A 16,124-nucleotide genomic window follows, 5' to 3' on the forward strand; every position below is an offset into this window, starting at 1 on the left:
AATAGGAATCTGACTTTACCATCTTGATCTCTTGTACCCCCTTCGCGGAGCCGGAGGGGGTCGGCGAAGCCGGGGGGAGGCAAAAACTGAATAGCCGTGTTCGCGACGGTAAACGTGCAGGAATCCGCCCCCCGAACACGGAAATGGATTGCATGCGTCACACCCGCCCCCTTGCGTTTCTTGCCCTTGGCCTCGCCGCCGTCTCCCAGCACACCGCTGCGCCCCGTGCGGCGGCGCTTCGACAAACAGAGCAGAGCTACACCAAGCGCGATGTGCAGATTCCCATGCGCGATGGCACCAAGCTCTACACAGTGATCTACGCGCCCAAAGACGAAACAAAAAAACACCCGATCCTGATGGTGCGCACGCCCTACAGTGTCCCGTACGGTGCGGAGAGCTTCGGGGCACTGGGGGGCAACCGCAAGCCCTACACCGACGGGGGCTACATTCAGGTCTTTCAGGATGTCCGTGGGAAGTATCTGTCCGAGGGGAACTACGAAAATGTCCGGCCACTCAGCCGCAATGGTAAAACCGTGGACGAAAGCACCGACACCTACGACACAATTGAGTGGCTTTTAAAGAATATCCCGAGCAACAACGGCAAAGTGGGCCTGACGGGTGTCTCGTATCCCGGGTTTTATGCAGCCGTCGGGGCAGTGCGGGCACATCCCGCACTCAAGGCCGTCTCGCCACAAGCGCCCGTCACCGACTGGTTCCTCGGCGACGATGACCACCACAATGGGGCATTCATGCTCATGGACAACTTCGCCTGGTGTTTTGGTGGCTTCGACTGGCCGCGCCAGGGGCCGAGCAAACAAGAGTATCAGCCTGGCTTGAAGTATGATTCCAACGATGCCTACGACTTTTATTTGAAGCTCGGGGCACTTAAAAATGCAAACGAGCGCTTCTTCAAGGGGAAGATCCCCTTCTGGAACGACCTACTTGCTCATGATACCTACGATGCGTTCTGGCAGGCACGCACGCCTCTGCCGCACTTCAAAAATCTCACACCCGCGTTTTTAGTCGTGGGGGGCTTCTTCGATGCCGAGGATCTCTGGGGGCCGCAGCACATGATCCGCGCCCTGGAAAAGCAGAGCCCCAAGACGCCCGCCTACGTGGTTCTGGGTCCCTGGTCGCACGGCGGCTGGGGTGGAAATGGCAGTCGTTTTCATGACCTAACACTGGGCGAGGACACGGCGGCTAAGTTTCGCAATGAGATGGAGCTGCCGTTCTTTAACTACTACCTCAACGACAAAGGCGCACCCCCTGCCCCCGCTCAGAAGGCGCGTGTCTTTGCAACGGGCTCTAATCAATGGCTCGCGTTTCCCTCATGGCCGCCGAAGGGCCTACTCTCGCGGACATTCTATTTCCAGCCGGAGTACGGCCTAGATGAGTCTCCCGTACACAGCGAGAGCGAACCCACCGACAGCTATGTCTCCGATCCGGCCAGCCCCGTTCCCTACGCGAACTTCCCCGGAATCCGCCGCGACTCGCGCTACATGGCCGCCGATCAGCGCTTCGCCTCATCGCGCCCCGATGTGCTAAGCTATACCAGCGCCCCGCTCGCACAGGACATGACGGCAGTGGGCGCGATTCAAGTGGAGCTCACCGTGGCCACCACCGGCACCGATGCGGACTGGGTGGTGAAAGTGGTGGATGTGTCTCCGGACTCCGGCACAAACGCCAACTACCAGCAGCTTGTGCGCGGCGATGTCTTTCGGGGCAAGTTCCGCAAGAGCTTCTCGAAGCCGGAGGCGTTTGTTCCGGGCAAGCCGACACCGGTCCACTTTGCACTGGGCGACATCTGCCACACATTTAAAGCAGGCCACCGCTTACAAATCCAGGTGCAGAGTAGCTGGTTCCCGCTAGTGGACCGCAACCCGCAAAAGTTCATGGATATTGGAAAGGCCAATGACAGCGACTTCCAGAAAGCCACCCAGACAATCTTTCATTCGCAGAAACTCCCCTCGCGGATTCGTTTCACGGTAAAGCCCTGACCTCCTCATTAGTTACGCCCGTGCGGGGGGCACGGTCGGCTGGTTGAGCGCATCCGGCAAGGGGGGCGGCGCGATCGGAAGCGGGTCAGAGACGGTTTTCTCTGTCGAGGACTTCACCCGAATCCGCCGGGGCTTGTCCACGGGCTCCAGAGCGAGATCCAGAACATCGCGGACGGCATCCACGAAGTGAAAGGTCATCCCCGCACGCAGCTCAGCGGGAATGTCCTCCTCCAGATCCTTACGGTTACGCGCGGGCAGGATCACGGTTGTCACCCCGGAGCGCTTCGCCGCCAGAACCTTCTCCTTAATGCCCCCAACCGGCAGAACCCGCCCGGTGAGAGTCACTTCGCCCGTCATTGCCAAGCGAGGTTTCACCCGACGGCCCGTGAGCAGGCTCGTGATCACCGTGGTCATGGTGACGCCTGCCGAAGGGCCGTCTTTGGGTGTCGCTCCCGCCGGAACATGGATATGGATCTCCGTCTCGTTCCAGAAATTGGCCGGGATACCCAGCTCATTCGCATTGGCCCGAATGTAGCTCAGGGCAGCCTTTGCCGACTCCTGCATGACATCGCCAAGCTGCCCAGTGAGCTGGAGAGTCTTGGAGCCCTCCATTTTCTGCGCCTCAAGGAAGATCACATCGCCGCCCACAGGAGTCCAGACAAGGCCGGTCGCCACCCCAGGAATGCTCGTGATATCGTCGAGCTCCTCGAACTCGTAGCGAGGTGCCCCCAGAAACTCCTCGACCGTTTTCTTATCCACGGTGAGTGGCTCGGTGCGGCCCTCCGCAAAGAGACGCGTCACCTTGCGGCAGACTGCGGCAATCTGGCGCTCCAGACTGCGGACGCCCGCCTCGCGGGTGTGTCCCTGCACCAGAGCGTAGAGTGCGGAGTCTTTGATCGCGACCTGCTCCACTGTCAGCCCATGCTCACCCCGTTGCTTGGGCACGAGGTGCTGCCGTGCGATAGCTACTTTCTCTTGCTCCGTGTAGCCCGTCAGCTCGATGATCTCCATACGATCCCGCAGCGGTCCCTGAATCGCCTCCAGCCCGTTTGCGGTGGTGATAAAGAGCACATTCGAGAGATCAAAAGGCGTGTCAAGATAGTTGTCCCGGAACGTCGAGTTCTGCTCCGGATCGAGCGCTTCCAGCAGTGCCGAGCTCGGATCGCCCCGATGATCGTGCCCGAGCTTATCAATCTCGTCGAGTAAGAAGACCGGGTTATTGCTGCCCGCGCGCTTCAGTCCCGTGATGATCTGCCCCGCCATGGCCCCAATATAGGTGCGCCGGTGCCCCCGAATCTCGGCCTCATCGCGCACGCCGCCCAGCGAGAGCCGGTAGAACTCACGGCCCATCGCACGGGCAATACTGCGCCCCAGGCTGGTCTTTCCCACGCCAGGAGGCCCGACAAAGCAAAGAATCGGCTGGCGCACGGGCTCACCGCGCTCCTGCTTGATCTTACGGACGGCTAAAAACTCCAGCAACCGATCCTTGATCTTATCCAGCCCGTAGTGATCGTCATCGAGGATCGCTTTCACATGGGGAATATCCAGGTTGTCCGTGGTAGATTTCGCCCACGGCAGGCTGGCCATGAGATCTAGGTAGGTGCGTGCGACCGTGTACTCCGGTGCGCCAAAGGCCATACGTGCCATACGCTCCAGCTCCCGATCCGCTTCTTTTTGGGCCTCGACGGGAAGCTGCGCGGTGTCAAGGCGCTCCCGCAGCTCTTCCACATCACGCCCTCGTTCATCGCCCTCGCCGAGCTCCTTGTGAATGACCTTGAGCTGCTCGCGCAGGTAGTAATCACGCTGGGCCTTGCTCATCTCGCCTGCTGCCTGGCTGTGAATGTTGGCCCCAAGTTCCATGATCTGAGCCTCACGCATGAGCATGCTGTGCAAGAGTTCCATCCGCTCGACTAAAGGAAAGGTCTCCAGAACCTGAATCTTCTCCGCGGTGCTTAGCCGAGCGTGGGCGGCGATCATGTCGGCCATGGTCCAGACGGGCGTGACCTGCTCGATCTCCTTGAAGTGATCGGGCATATCGCCGTTGCTCAGCTCGACAATCTTACTAAACGTGCCGGAGAGCTCTCGACGAAGCGCCTCCACCTGAAGCTGCTCGTCGTCGCTGAGAGTGATCGCCTCCTCGATGAGCTTGACCTTGGCGCGCAGATACGGCTCCTCCGTGAGCACTTCGACAATCTGGAAGCGCTGGATTCCCTGCACCAGCAACTGGGTGGTATCGCGGTTGCGGTTCATCATCCGGATGGTCACCACAACCCCCGTCGGGTAGATATCTCCCACGCCAGGCTGCTCGGTAGTCGGGTCGCGCTGTGTCACAATCCCAATAATCCGGCTACCATCGCGCACCGAGTCGGAGATCAGGCGCATGTAGGGCTCGCGTCCCACCACGATCGGAGCGACGAGCACGGGAAAGATCACTGCATCTCGCAAGGGCAAGAGGTTGAGCTCATCCGGTATTTGTGGCGTCTCCTGAGTCTCGGTATTGAGCTGGTCAAACACATTCTCCAGCTCCTCAATCACGTTCGTTTTAATTTCGTCCATTTGTTTTGTGACTCCTTTCTACCCCAGTGCAGTGAAAATCTACCCCTGTGAAATCGGAATTTTGCGCGTCGGCATTGCGGAAAAAGAGCGCTCGGGAAGCCGGATGGTCAGAAAGCCATTCTTCAGTGTCGCCGTGATGGTATCCCGATCCACTCGAAAATCTTCTGGAAGCTCGAAGGTGCGCTCAAAGGGGCCAAAGTAGATCTCTAGCTGATGGCACAGTGTTTTTTCTTCACCGCTTCCTTCTCCCCGCGACCCCGCCACAGTCAAGTGCCGCCCATCTCCTGAGAGCGTGACGGAAAGTGTCTCCGTTGTTGCTCCCGCGAGCTCTAGTCTAATAACGAGCGCATCCCTGGTTTCGTGAACATCGGCGGCAGGTTGCCAGAACCTTGTCACTCCCCCCTGGTTATCCAGAAAGGCACGCAGGGCATCTTCGGTAAATCTTGTCATAGCTTCACTTCTTTATACATCAGAATTTACTTGAGTGTTCCACACTAATGTAACATAATGAAAAATAAACAAAGCCGGGGAAGTTCCCCGGCTTTTCTTATCTTTATCAGGCGCTACGTTCCCCGGCCAGGGTTGGGAATCGCACCGGTCGTGGCCCCCACTAGAGTCTCCAGTGGCCCTTGCGTGGTCACTCCGAAGGTCTGTAAGTCCGCGATGGCCCGCTCGATCTCCTCAGAGCCCCCCGAGAAAGTCACCTCCGCCACTCCTCCCTCTTCGGAGAGCATCGCACGGCGGATAGTCAGGGAAATACGAAAACGCCGTGCGATGGTTCCCAGGATCGGGGTGTCCATCATCTCGCGCGTGAAAGTGAGGTTGTAAACGGCACTGCCAGTCATAATGAGCCCATTGTACCCTAATCTTCCCGTGGCAGAAAATGCGGGCAGTCCTCCGGGCCAATACAAGCGGGCACTTGTGTCCAGCGCCCGGTGCGGTAGTTCCGTGGGTCGGTGAGGCGCACGACACAGGCCAGCACGGCGTGTGAGCAGTCGCGGCAGCTCCCACGCTCGGAGAGCAGGCACTTGATCGCCAGGGCACGACGGGGCGCTTTCTCGACGGCATCCGCGCTCAGAGGAGGATCGGTGCGGGGAGGATCGGGCGGAACAGGCGCGTCGGCACGGGCAATCTGGCGCAGCACGCCCACTTTATAGAGCTCGGCGGGCGTGTCGGGGAGCCCCTCGGGAACGGGGTGGGCATCGCCCCGCAGCAGATCCCCCAGCGCAATCTCCCGGTTTTGCATGGTCGCCGGGCCAATCGCCACGGTGAAGCTCTTCCCAACAGGCACTGCCATGCCCTCGGTAAGGGTTCCTTCCAGTGTCAGAATGTAGCCCGGGCAGCTCGCTTCGGTGGTGCCCTCAAACTTGGTCAGGACCAGCCGTGGGCGCAACGAGACAACCCTTCCCCAGAAACGAATCGGCGCAGACATACCCTATTGTACACGCCGCAGTACCCACTCGGCAGCGGCTGCGAGGGTGTCGGCGACGGCATTCGGTGTGGGCGAGAATCCCGCAGCGTCTTTGGTCTGCCCACTCAGAACCAGCACGAAGGGGACTCCGGCGGCGTGGGCGGCCTGGGCATCGGTGGGGGTGTCGCCAATGAAGACGGAGGCACTCAGATCAATCGCGTGCTCCTGTGCAGCTTGCAGGAGCATGCCGGGCTTGGGCTTGCGGCAGGCACAGTGCTCGTCTTTGAGATGGGGGCAGTAGTAGAGCGCATCCAGTGGCACCTCGGCGCGAAGCTTGGCGGTGACTGCAGCGAGATCGGCTTGTGTCATCAGCCCCTTGGCGACCCCTTGCTGGTTGGAGATGAGAATCGTGAGGTAGCCCGCCGCGCGGAGCTTCTGGACAATCGCCCCCACTCCCGGAAGCAAGAGCAGCTCATCGGGCGTTTTTGCGTAGTCGCCGGGCAGGTAGACATTCAGAACACCGTCACGGTCCAGGAAAACAGCCCGGTTCATGCGCTAAGAAGCCCCCTAACTCGATCCCGGAGCGCGGAGAAGAGAATATGACAGAGCACCATGTGGACATCCTCGACGAGTTGCATATTGTGCTGGTCGGCCACCAATGCAAGATCGCTGAGAGGGGCGAGCTTCCCGCCGCCGTAGCCACACAGCCCCACTGTGGTGGCCCCGACTTCTTGCGCAACTTTAACCGCCTCCAGCACATTTTGCGAGTTCCCGGAGCCCGAGATCGCGATCAGCACATCGCCTTTTCGTAGCCATGTCCGTGCCTGCCCCGCAAAGACATTGGCAAAGTCGGTGTCGTTGCTCCAGGCGAGCAGCAGTGCCGGGGAGTCCGTAAGAGCGACGACCTCAAAGGGCTTGCCACCGTCTAGGCCAATATTTTTCTGGAAATCGCAGACCATATGGCTACTTGTGGAGGCAGAACCACCGTTGCCACAGAAGACCAGGCGCCGGTCGTTTTGCCAGCAATCAAAGAGAAGTTCCACAACGCGGGTGACCTGAACGGCATCAATAACGGCCAGTAGTGCTGTCAGCTTGCCTAAGTAGTCGGCGACATACACCCGTGTGCCCTGGCTCGTGTCGGGAAGAATGTCACCCATACGGTTATGATACCGCAGTGAGCCCACTCTCTTGGGCTAAGGCTCCGCAAATTTAGTGAGCCGCAGTGGGATCGGGAAGTTGATATTGCTGGACATAGTACCAGGATAGATCTGGTCGTAGGTACCAACCGTCTCGATGTAGCCACCTGCAATCAGCGAGCCTCGGTAGATCGCTCCCCCATTGACTCGCATATTTCCCCGAGCACAGTACACAATTCCCGTGGCATCGCCCCCCCCGTTGAGCTGCATGTCCCCATTCAGGCTGATCATTGTCGCGGTGAAGACCCCACTAGAGGGAGTGAGAGCACCCGCAGGAATTGTGTAGTACGCTTGGCCGTTGCAGGTAAACGTATCGCGGATGATAAAGGTAGCACTATTGGTAATTCGTGTCTGCGCCTTGATATCCACAGAACCATTCACATAGACAACCCCACTGCCCGTGATCGTGAGAGTCTTGTTTCCCGTGAGCGTTATATTCCCATTGATGTAGGCCGGGGCAGCAATGGTTTGGTTATTGGAGAAGCTATTTGGATTGTAGGTGGTTCCCAAAAGCGCAGCAGCCTTCCAGGAAGTCTCAAAATCCACAAGCTGATCCTCTGTCGGAAAGGCGATCTCAGAGTACCCAGGCTGATTGAGGTAGTAGCCCGATCCCGAAATGGTTCCCGTAGCAAAGAGGGTGCCATCAACACTGGAGCTCCCTCCCTGACTGATGTAGCCGTTCGTGCGTGCATCAGCATTGTGACTATTGAGCGGGCTGGTCGAGATCGAGGAGTTGCCCCCAAAGCCGATATAGCTTTTAGCCAGGAGGGCATAGCGTGTTAGCGAGGCGGAATCATTGCTAATATACTCTGCTTGGGCGACTATTGTGGAATTTCCTCCCTGCCAATCGGTTCCAGTAGCTTTAATTATCCTCTTACTTGTTGCAATTGCGTTTATGGTGTAGTTAAAAGTGCCTGCTAATTTTAAATTCGTTCCTGGATCTTCATATATTGTATCATTTCCGATAGTTGCATTCCAGTTATTAGAAAGGGTGAACATAGAATGTTCTATACCCGCTTCGGCAATCATGCTCGCAGATGTTCTGTGCAGACTACGGTTTGTCAGACTAAGCTGTGTTTGTGCTGTGTACATTAGCCCACCCAAAATGATAAAGCAAGCAAAAACTGCCGTCATTGCGTAGGCACTACCAAATCCACGACTTTCCTTCAGGTTATATTTCATCATCTGTCTTCCTAGCTACGTTTATTCCGCATTCGAGCGATCCCTTGTGCGGTTGATGTTCGAGTAGCACGTGCGCCACTAACACTCTGAGCCGCCGTGAAGCTTACCGAGACAATAGGAGCCGTGATGGAGAATGTCTGTGGGTTATAGAAGATCTGGACACGATCCCCTGCTGTCACACTATCGGTGACAGTCACCACCACTCCTGAGACAGTGGCGGTCTTGGCTGTTCCATTGACATAGACCTTGACGGAGGTAGTGAGCGGTGCGGTACTGAGACTGTAGGTAGAGGGGGCGATGGTAGTGGTTGCTAAAAAGACTTCGCGACAGTTGTAGGTAAAGATGAGGCTATCTACACTGCGGCCAATGGTAAAAAGATTGCGTGCCGGACGGGCGGCTCCCGTTGTTGGTAGGATCACTTGACGCACTTCTTTATTATTTGCATCATAGGTAAAGATAATTGTGTCCTCCTGCCCATTGATAAAGTAGCCACTCTGATTGGCGTTATAGGCAGGGGCTGCGACGATGAGAGTACTCTGCCCGGTGGTGTAGGTTGTCATGCCTACCGTGGTAGTAGCAACCACACGACCTGCATTGCGAAGATGCATTTGCATCTCATCTGTCATAGCACGCACAGAACGGTCTAGCTGCATATCACTGGAGCCATTGATGCTTGTCGCCACCACCGCATCGGTCAGATTCACGGAGACCAACATCACCAAAAAACCAATAACGGCACCAAACATCGTTTCGGGTAAGGATTTCATTTCGCAACTCCATCGGAAGAGAACAATGTCGTAAATACTTGAGAAATATTGCGACGTGCAGGCACGGAATACCAGTTAACGGTCACCACCACCTGACGGCATCTAGTATTGAATGTCGTAACGGATGCAGACACTGATGCTGTTGTCAGTGACGTGAGCTGGGGAACGACTCCCAGGGTTGTGGCATTACTGTAGGTTCCATTGGCCACCCCACCTTCTTTGAAACCTCGAATATTCTCCACAACCTGGCGTGCCACCAAGCCCGCAACCTGATATTCTCGTCCACGCCGTCCGGCTTGTATTCCCGTGACCATTGTGCTCACGATGGCTCCAAAGGCCAATGTAACAAACAACATCCCCATAATCGCATCCACGATCATGAGCCCCCGCTGTTTTCTACGGCATTTTAGCCTTCGATTTTTCATAATTATATATAGGTCACAATCAATTACTTCCTCACCTTACGGGTAATGTTATTAATACTGTATTTCTAGCCGCAGGTTTCCTCGGAGGCTTTCTCATGAACCGCAACTTCGATCAGCGGGTCACCGACCAGCGCGCTGTCACTTCCCTAGGCTAGCGCCGGGCGTTGAGGATCACCTTGGTACCGTCGCGCTCCAGCCCAATGGGAAGTTCCCTAAGGCTGGAGAGAGCTTGTCGGACATGTGCCTGGCGGTCGGGCGTGCAGAAGAGAAGCAGAAAGCCCCCGCCACCTGCACCCGCCACCTTGCCGCCAATCGCCCCCGCATCCAGCGCCGCCTCGTAGTAGGCATTGATGGACGAGTTGGAGATGGTAGTCGCGAGCAACTTTTTATGGCGCCAGCCCGCATCCATCACCCGACCGATCCGATTGAGGTTGCCATCAATGAGCGCATTGTAAATCTCGTCGGCCTGTGCTTTCATCTTGTCGAGTGTAAGAAGCCTCTCAGCAATATTATCTTTTTGTTCCAGCAGAATCTTGTCGGCCTTGCGCGTGATTCCGGTGTAGAAAAGCATCAGCGACTCACTGAAGCGGCGCTTCTGCTCCTCAGGCATAGGCACCCAGTTCACGGCGACGGTCTCATCAGAGTGGAAGTCAATGCGGCGCAGGCCACCGTAGGCCGCGATGTACTGGTCTTGCTTGCCGATGGGCTTGCCCAGGATCTCGATCTCGATCTCACACGCCTCACGCGCGAGCTGGCCCGGTGTGACAAGCTGGCCCTTGAAGGTGTAGAGGGCATGGAGCAGCCCCACGGTCACCGACGACGACGAGCCGAGGCCGGAGCCTTCGGAGGGGATATCGGCCATGGTAGCGATCTCGATGCCGTAGTGCACGCCCACTTTTTTCATCGCCTCACGTACTAACTGGTGCTCGATCTCGTCCACACTCTCCACAAGCTCCGTGCGGGAGTAGCCAATGCGGATATTCTTATCAAAGCGGTCTTTGATAATCACATAGATGTACTTATCAATGGCCGTGGAAACAACGCAGCCTCCCTCGCGTTTGTAGTAGTCCGGAAAGTCAGTGCCGCCACCGGCAAAGGAAATTCTCAGTGGTGTCTGTACGATAATCATAATTTCTCCCGTCCATCAAAATCGGCCACGATACGCGCATGGGGCGGGACAACGGCTCCTGGCGCAACGACCACGCCCTCCCCCAGAATCGCGCCTTCCCCCACGGTTGCTCGGTCACCGATCTGAACACTGTCTCCCAAGATCGCACCGCTCACCGTCGCGCCTCGGCCCACCTTAACATTGCGCCAGAGGATACTCTCACGAAGCCGTGCATCGGGCAGGAGCAAGCACCCCTCGCCTAGAATATTGCGCCCCTCACAGATCGCTTTGGCATCCACCCGGGCCGACGGTGCCAGAAGCAGCGTTTGCTCCCCGAGCAAGTCCCAGTTGGCCTGGCGGTAGTTCTCCGGCGTACCCGTGTCGCGTAGATAGCCGCCCAAGGGTAGCGCCACCATGCGTCCGGGCGCATGCTCCAGCAGTTTGGGGAAAATATCCCTGCCAAAGTCGCAGGCCACGCCCGCCGGAATGCGTACGAGCACCTCCGGCTCTAAAATATAGACGCCCGCATTGGCGGTGTTCGTAAAGACTTCGTCAGCGCGTGGCTTCTCCTGAAAACGTGTCACCCTGCCCTGCTCGTCGGTGATCACCAGGCCACACGCGCTCGGGTTGGGTGTCTCGAAAGTAGCAATCGTCACCAGCGCCTTTTTCGCTCGATGGAACGCCAGCAGCGGTGCCAGCGCGAAGTCGTAGAGATTGTCGCCGTAGAGCACGGCAAAAGTGGTGTCCAAAAAGCCCGCGAGCTGCTTCACTCCCCCTGCCGTCCCGAGCAGTGTTGGCTCGTCGGAGTAGGTCAGAGCCGCGCCAAAGTGCGCACGGATCGCCTCGGGTTTGTGGTAGAGGTTCACTGCGAGCTGTTCCACTCCCTGGCGGCGCAGTAGCTCCACCGTCCGCACCAATAGCGGCGTGTTGGCGACCGGCACCATCGGTTTGGGCAGTGTGAGAGTCAGGGGGCGCAGGCGTGTGCCCTCCCCGGCGGCAAGAATCATGGCTTTCATGGCAAGTCGTTCCTGGTAACCATACCAGGCAATTCCATTTTCGGCAGAGGGGGGGCTTTGCCTGTAGAATATTTCTCAGGAGAAACGAAACCTATGCCCGTGCCCCTTTTTGTGGCTCCCGCCCTGATCGCGGCAGCCCCGTTTTTTTATGATGAGAAAGCGGTTGCTCTCTTCGCGGAGATCGCTGCGAAGGGCAAGGCCCTCAAGAGCTTCTCGGCGGAGATGACCATGGCCGTGACAGGACCACAGCCGCAGAAACTCTCGGGCAAGCTGCTCTTCAAAGCCCCCGGCCTAGGCCGCGTCGAGCTGACGCCGGATAAAGGCGAGGGTGTCTTGATGATCATGGACGGTAAGGCGTCCTACAATGTCACGGGGAAAAAGTACACCAAAGGCCCGGTGGACAGCGAGACGGTCTGGCCGTTTCTCACGGGAATCCCCGGCACCGATCCCAAGAAGTTCACGTCTGTCGGCGTGGAGAAAATCGGGGAGACGAGCTTTGACGTCCTGGAGCTAAAAGAGGCGCAGCAGACCCTTCGTGTCTATGAGACCCTTCGTGTCTATGTCAGCCCGGAGAAGATGATCCAGCGCTTTGTGGCATCCTCGGAGGCGGGGGGGCAGAAATTCGGGCAGGAGATTACTCTGACAAATGTCCAGCTCGACCCGGAGCTTGCCGCCGAGAACTTCACCCTCCCCACCGGGCTTGAGGAAGTTAAGCCGCCCGGGAGTGGCGGAATGGAGAGCCTGGAGGCCAAGCTACTGAAAGTGGGCGCGAAGGCTCCGGCATTCAACCTGGCCACTCCCACGGGTGGCAAGCTCTCGCTGGCGCAGGCACTCAAGGGCAAGAAAGCTGTGCTAGTCAACTTCTGGTTCTTCAACTGCGGCCCCTGCCGCGCCGAGCACCCGGAGCTCCAAAAGCTCTATGCCAGCCTCAAGGCCAAGGGTTTCGGGCTCGTCGCCATTGACCAGGGCGATGACAGCAAGACCATTACCAATTATTTGACCAAAGCCAAGCTGACTTTCCCCGCCGTAAAAGGCGTGCCGGGAACCTTCCGCGCCTACGGCGTGCAGGCGTTCCCGACCAACTACCTGGTGGATGCCAAAGGAAAGATCGTCTACCGCTCGGTCGGCTTCGATGAAGCGGGGATGAAAAAGGCGCTGGCAAAGCTCGGGCTGAAGTAGGTTAGCGCAGCACGCGACGTAGTGGGGAGCCGGGAATGTGAATCTCCGTGCCCACGACGACAATCGCGATTTCGTGCTCGCGGCCATCGCGGACGGTGCTGGGGAAGTTGAAGCGGAAGCCGTCGGTGCGGTGGCTGACGGCGTTGTACTGGTCCGCGTGCACGGTGCCGACTTTCTTGCCGTCCACACGGATCTCTAGCTCCAGCCGTTCCCAGAGCTTGTGCCAGTTGTGCACGGCGCTCCAGCAGGCCGTGCTGTCACCGTCGAGCTGGATGCCAGAGAGCGAGACGGGCTGCACAAAAAGCGGCGGGACGGTGGTGATCGGCTGCACTAATCCGCCTAGTGTTGGGTAGGGTTTGGCAGTCGGGGGCGCGACACTGCCCGCCCAGGCTTTCTTGTACTTTGCCCAAGCTTGCTGGTTGGTCAGCCCTTTCTCCTTCAGCCCCCGGATACGAAAGTGCTTCTCGCCGTCGTGGTAGAGCGCCTCGTCCTGATCGGGGGGAAGGTTGTGGATTCCTGCATCGGGAGTGGCAAACGGGACAATCACACCTGGTGCCTGGATATCGTAGTAGAGCCGGAAGTTCGCGCCGGGCTTACCCTGGAAGCTCTCCACATAGACCTCATCGGCGGCCAGCGGGTTGATGTCGTTGCCAAAGGGCAGGATCATGTCAATACCCCTCCCGCCCCCACTCGCGGAGACGCTGAACTTACAGTTCTTTATCAGAGTGCGGCTCTGACCGACCGCATCGCGCTTGTAGTGCAGGTCGCCGTCTATGCGCACGCCCACCGGGCAGGCGAAGACACTATCCTCAATCAGCACGTCGAACTGACGACCGTTGGGTTCATTGGTGCCGCGCGGGGTCTGCTGCTTCACCCCAATCGCCATTCCGGCAATATCCAGGCGCTTGAGCTGGCCCGTCACCGGGTAGTAGCGATTCGGAACCCCGATGGTCGGGTCAGAATCATCGCCCAGTGCCCCGGAATCGCCACGCACAATCAGGCCATCCACGACCATCGGCTCGGTGAAGCGGGGAACCAGGCCCTGATGGCAGTTCCAGGCAACGGAGTCTCTGACCACAAAGGGCGACTCCTCCCAGAACTCGTGGCCGTGGGTGCAGGCATAGGCCTCGTTGTTTTCAAAGGGCACGGGAAACGGCAGATTATCCGCCCAGGGAAAGCGCAGCTCGCGGGAAGGCAGCTCGGTGGGCGCGGCAAAGTAGGCGAGGGAACCGCGCAGAGGACGCTCCGGGCGGGGGAACTTGAGAAACCCGGCGAGGGCGCAGTCGGCGGCGATATTGTCTTTGCAGAGATTGGCGGCGTTGGCCAGCCAGAACCCCACCCCCTCGGAGCCCACATCCTCCTTGTCGGCACGCTGTCCCGGCTCGCTCTCGCCCGGCGCTACGCCGCTACAGTGGGCCGCGATATTGCCGACCAGCTCGTTCCATGCCTCGTTGCCGTCTTCCACGACCACGGCTGCGCCCTTTGCACCCCAGAACGCATTGTTCTCCACGCGCACTTTGGTCGTGCCATGCAGCACCAGCTGCCACTTCGGGCTGCCGTCGAAGGCACACCCAGAGAGCTTGCCGCGCCACTCGCCCCGAAACGGCCCCGAGGCGTGGTGAAAGTGAAAGGCGTAGCGCGCCGTGTGGTTTTTCTCCGGGTGGAGCGGGTCGGTGGTGGTGCGGCCCAAGCCGCTGAACGCGACATTCTCGACCTCGGTGGTGGCGGCCTCACCGAGAAAGATGTGAGCGGGAACGGTGCTGCTCTTGGAGATCACCGTGACACTGCGCGTGAGGTTGAGCACGTGCGGCAGGAAGCGCTCCTGTCCGGCGTGGTCGAACGCCAGCGGTGCGGCGAGTGTCGCGGTCTTGCCATCGGGAGAGAGGGCGGCAATCTTGCACTTCTCACTCCAGCTCACACTCTTGCCCCGGCGGGCCGGGGAGCGTGTGTCGGGGAGCGCAAGGGTGTCGCCCGGCTGCCAGCCCTGTACCGGCTGAGCGAGCGTGAGTGTGGTCGCACCGCGCTTGGGTGCGCTGGCAAGACGTACAAACGGGGTCTTGAGCGCACCACAGGCCACCAGTCGCCCGAGAACGAGTAATCCTGCGCCATGTTGCTCGGGATCGTCGGCTTTCGGCAGGCGCTCGCCGCCCAGCACGAGCCGTGCGCTCACGGGCTGGCCGCTATGCCCCAGCTCTAAGTAGCCATCGGGGAGCACCTGCACCGTGTTGGCGATCAGCGTGCCGCCCGCCACGCTCAGTACGCCGCGCACGGCAATCACTCTTGCCTCGCCATCGCCTACCGTCACTTTGATGCCAGGGGGAATGAGAACGGTGTCGGTGGGCTGGGGAACGCTGCCCCCTTCCCAAGTGCGCGGATCGCCCCACGCCCCGCTCTGCGCCGCCGTGACACGGGGGCGCAGGGAGAAATTCGGCATTCCATCGAAGAGCCTCGGTGCCTTCGGATCAAACGCTCGGCCAGGCAGGTGCTGGGCGTGAGCCGCAATGCCCAGCGCACAACACATCAGCAAAAATGCGGTACGGGTCATAAAAACACCAAAAGCCCCGGCGCGGGTGCGCCGGGGCTTTCTTTTTTAGTTATTTATTGGAGCCACAGGAGCCGCAGCCACCCGTGATAGTCCGGCCCTCGGCATCGTCTTCCGCGGAGAAGCTGGAACCACAGCCGCAGGTCTTCACTGCGTTAGGGTTCTCCACCTTGAAGCCACCGCCCATGGGGGTAGTGACATAGTCCACCACAGCGCCCACTAAGTAGCGGATGTCCATCGGGGCAAGAACAATCCCGACGCCACTATCTTCAAACGTCTCATCGCCTTCGTCCACGGTCTCGTCGAGCGCCATGCCGTACTGGAGGCCGGAGCAGCCGCCGCCGCTCACGTAGACGCGCAGACGGACGCCCTCGGGGTTGCCCTGCTGCTCCAAAATATCTTTCACTTCCTGGATCGCCCGCTCCGTCAGAGAGAGGGGGCAGGCGCGGTCAGAGAGAATCTCCTGGTCTTTACCGGCTTCAAGTGTCAATGCCATTTTGCTTGGTGTCCTTTCCATGCGCGGTTCAAAGCCGCGTGGTCTTACTCTACTTAGTATAGATTATATCGCCTCCGAGTTCCTGACAATAGAGCGATGCTGAAAAAAACTCTGGTACTGCTAGGGGTACCCATAAAATAGACTCAAACGCATCTTAAGGTGTTGAACCCTACACAGAGTGAAAGAAATTCCTTTGCAACCGAAAGGGCAAACCCGACCGAAAGGCGGTGACGCAAAGCGATGGGCCTA

At 58.7% G+C, this 16,124-nt stretch carries 15 protein-coding genes and 1 riboswitch; of the genes, 2 read left to right on the forward strand and 13 right to left on the reverse strand.

The genetic code is table 11. The features are described from left to right. Window positions 1-152 precede the first annotated feature (152 nt). Window positions 153-1,997, forward strand: a complete 1,845-nt coding sequence (locus ACH2ED_RS15935; protein ID WP_395093163.1) for a CocE/NonD family hydrolase — start codon at window positions 153-155, stop codon at window positions 1,995-1,997. 12 nt (window positions 1,998-2,009) lie between these two features. On the opposite strand, the gene lon is transcribed toward ACH2ED_RS15935, so the two are convergent. The 11 genes from lon to ACH2ED_RS15990 all read right to left on the reverse strand — a co-directional run bounded on the left by lon (window position 2,010) and on the right by ACH2ED_RS15990 (window position 11,658). Continuing rightward, on the reverse strand, window positions 2,010-4,553 hold the full coding sequence (gene lon / locus ACH2ED_RS15940) for an endopeptidase La (protein WP_395093166.1): 2,544 nt from the start codon (window positions 4,551-4,553) through the stop codon (window positions 2,010-2,012). Window positions 4,554-4,592: 39 nt separating this feature from the next. Further along, window positions 4,593-5,003 (reverse strand): Hsp20/alpha crystallin family protein, encoded by a 411-nt coding sequence (locus tag ACH2ED_RS15945; protein WP_395093169.1) that lies wholly within the window; start codon window positions 5,001-5,003, stop codon window positions 4,593-4,595. A gap of 113 nt (window positions 5,004-5,116) precedes the next feature. Continuing rightward, entirely contained in the window at window positions 5,117-5,398 is a 282-nt protein-coding gene (locus ACH2ED_RS15950; protein ID WP_395093172.1) for an NIL domain-containing protein, read from the reverse strand. A 17-nt stretch (window positions 5,399-5,415) separates the two neighbouring features. Then, window positions 5,416-5,985 carry a hypothetical protein gene (locus ACH2ED_RS15955; RefSeq protein ID WP_395093174.1) on the reverse strand — a complete coding sequence of 190 codons (570 nt, stop codon included), beginning with the start codon at window positions 5,983-5,985 and terminating at the stop codon, window positions 5,416-5,418. A 3-nt stretch (window positions 5,986-5,988) separates the two neighbouring features. Further along, window positions 5,989-6,516 (reverse strand): D-glycero-alpha-D-manno-heptose-1,7-bisphosphate 7-phosphatase, encoded by a 528-nt coding sequence (locus ACH2ED_RS15960; protein ID WP_395093177.1) that lies wholly within the window; start codon window positions 6,514-6,516, stop codon window positions 5,989-5,991. Further along, window positions 6,513-7,121, reverse strand: coding sequence for an SIS domain-containing protein (locus ACH2ED_RS15965; RefSeq protein ID WP_395093179.1), 609 nt, complete (start codon window positions 7,119-7,121; stop codon window positions 6,513-6,515). Before ACH2ED_RS15965 ends, ACH2ED_RS15960 begins: the two co-directional genes overlap by 4 nt. A 36-nt stretch (window positions 7,122-7,157) precedes the next feature. Continuing rightward, window positions 7,158-8,159, reverse strand: a complete 1,002-nt coding sequence (locus ACH2ED_RS15970; protein ID WP_395093182.1) for a hypothetical protein — start codon at window positions 8,157-8,159, stop codon at window positions 7,158-7,160. Between the two features lie 194 nt (window positions 8,160-8,353). After that, window positions 8,354-9,109, reverse strand: coding sequence for a hypothetical protein (locus tag ACH2ED_RS15975; RefSeq protein ID WP_395093184.1), 756 nt, complete (start codon window positions 9,107-9,109; stop codon window positions 8,354-8,356). Beyond that, entirely contained in the window at window positions 9,106-9,465 is a 360-nt protein-coding gene (locus ACH2ED_RS15980) for a hypothetical protein (RefSeq protein ID WP_395093186.1), read from the reverse strand. The genes ACH2ED_RS15975 and ACH2ED_RS15980 overlap by 4 nt, the downstream gene beginning before the upstream one ends. Window positions 9,466-9,685: 220 nt before the next feature. Beyond that, window positions 9,686-10,663 (reverse strand): GHMP kinase, encoded by a 978-nt coding sequence (locus tag ACH2ED_RS15985; protein ID WP_395093189.1) that lies wholly within the window; start codon window positions 10,661-10,663, stop codon window positions 9,686-9,688. After that, a complete protein-coding gene (locus tag ACH2ED_RS15990; protein ID WP_395093191.1) occupies window positions 10,660-11,658 on the reverse strand; it encodes a sugar phosphate nucleotidyltransferase in 999 nt (332 codons plus the stop codon). The genes ACH2ED_RS15985 and ACH2ED_RS15990 overlap by 4 nt, the downstream gene beginning before the upstream one ends. A 93-nt stretch (window positions 11,659-11,751) precedes the next feature. Between ACH2ED_RS15990 and ACH2ED_RS15995 the strand changes: the two genes are divergently transcribed. Next, window positions 11,752-12,837, forward strand: coding sequence for a redoxin family protein (locus ACH2ED_RS15995; RefSeq protein ID WP_395093193.1), 1,086 nt, complete (start codon window positions 11,752-11,754; stop codon window positions 12,835-12,837). A gap of 1 nt (window position 12,838) precedes the next feature. Here the strand turns inward: ACH2ED_RS15995 and ACH2ED_RS16000 are convergent, their stop codons facing one another. After that, window positions 12,839-15,382, reverse strand: coding sequence for a G8 domain-containing protein (locus tag ACH2ED_RS16000; protein WP_395093195.1), 2,544 nt, complete (start codon window positions 15,380-15,382; stop codon window positions 12,839-12,841). 49 nt (window positions 15,383-15,431) lie between these two features. Further along, a complete protein-coding gene (erpA, locus tag ACH2ED_RS16005; protein WP_395093197.1) occupies window positions 15,432-15,875 on the reverse strand; it encodes an iron-sulfur cluster insertion protein ErpA in 444 nt (147 codons plus the stop codon). A gap of 196 nt (window positions 15,876-16,071) precedes the next feature. Beyond that, a riboswitch (cyclic di-GMP riboswitch) is annotated at window positions 16,072-16,124 on the forward strand. This riboswitch is flagged as partial in the annotation.

It is taken from the genome of Armatimonas sp. (genome assembly GCF_043757465.1).
Taxonomy (GTDB): Bacteria; Armatimonadota; Armatimonadia; order Armatimonadales; family Armatimonadaceae; genus Armatimonas.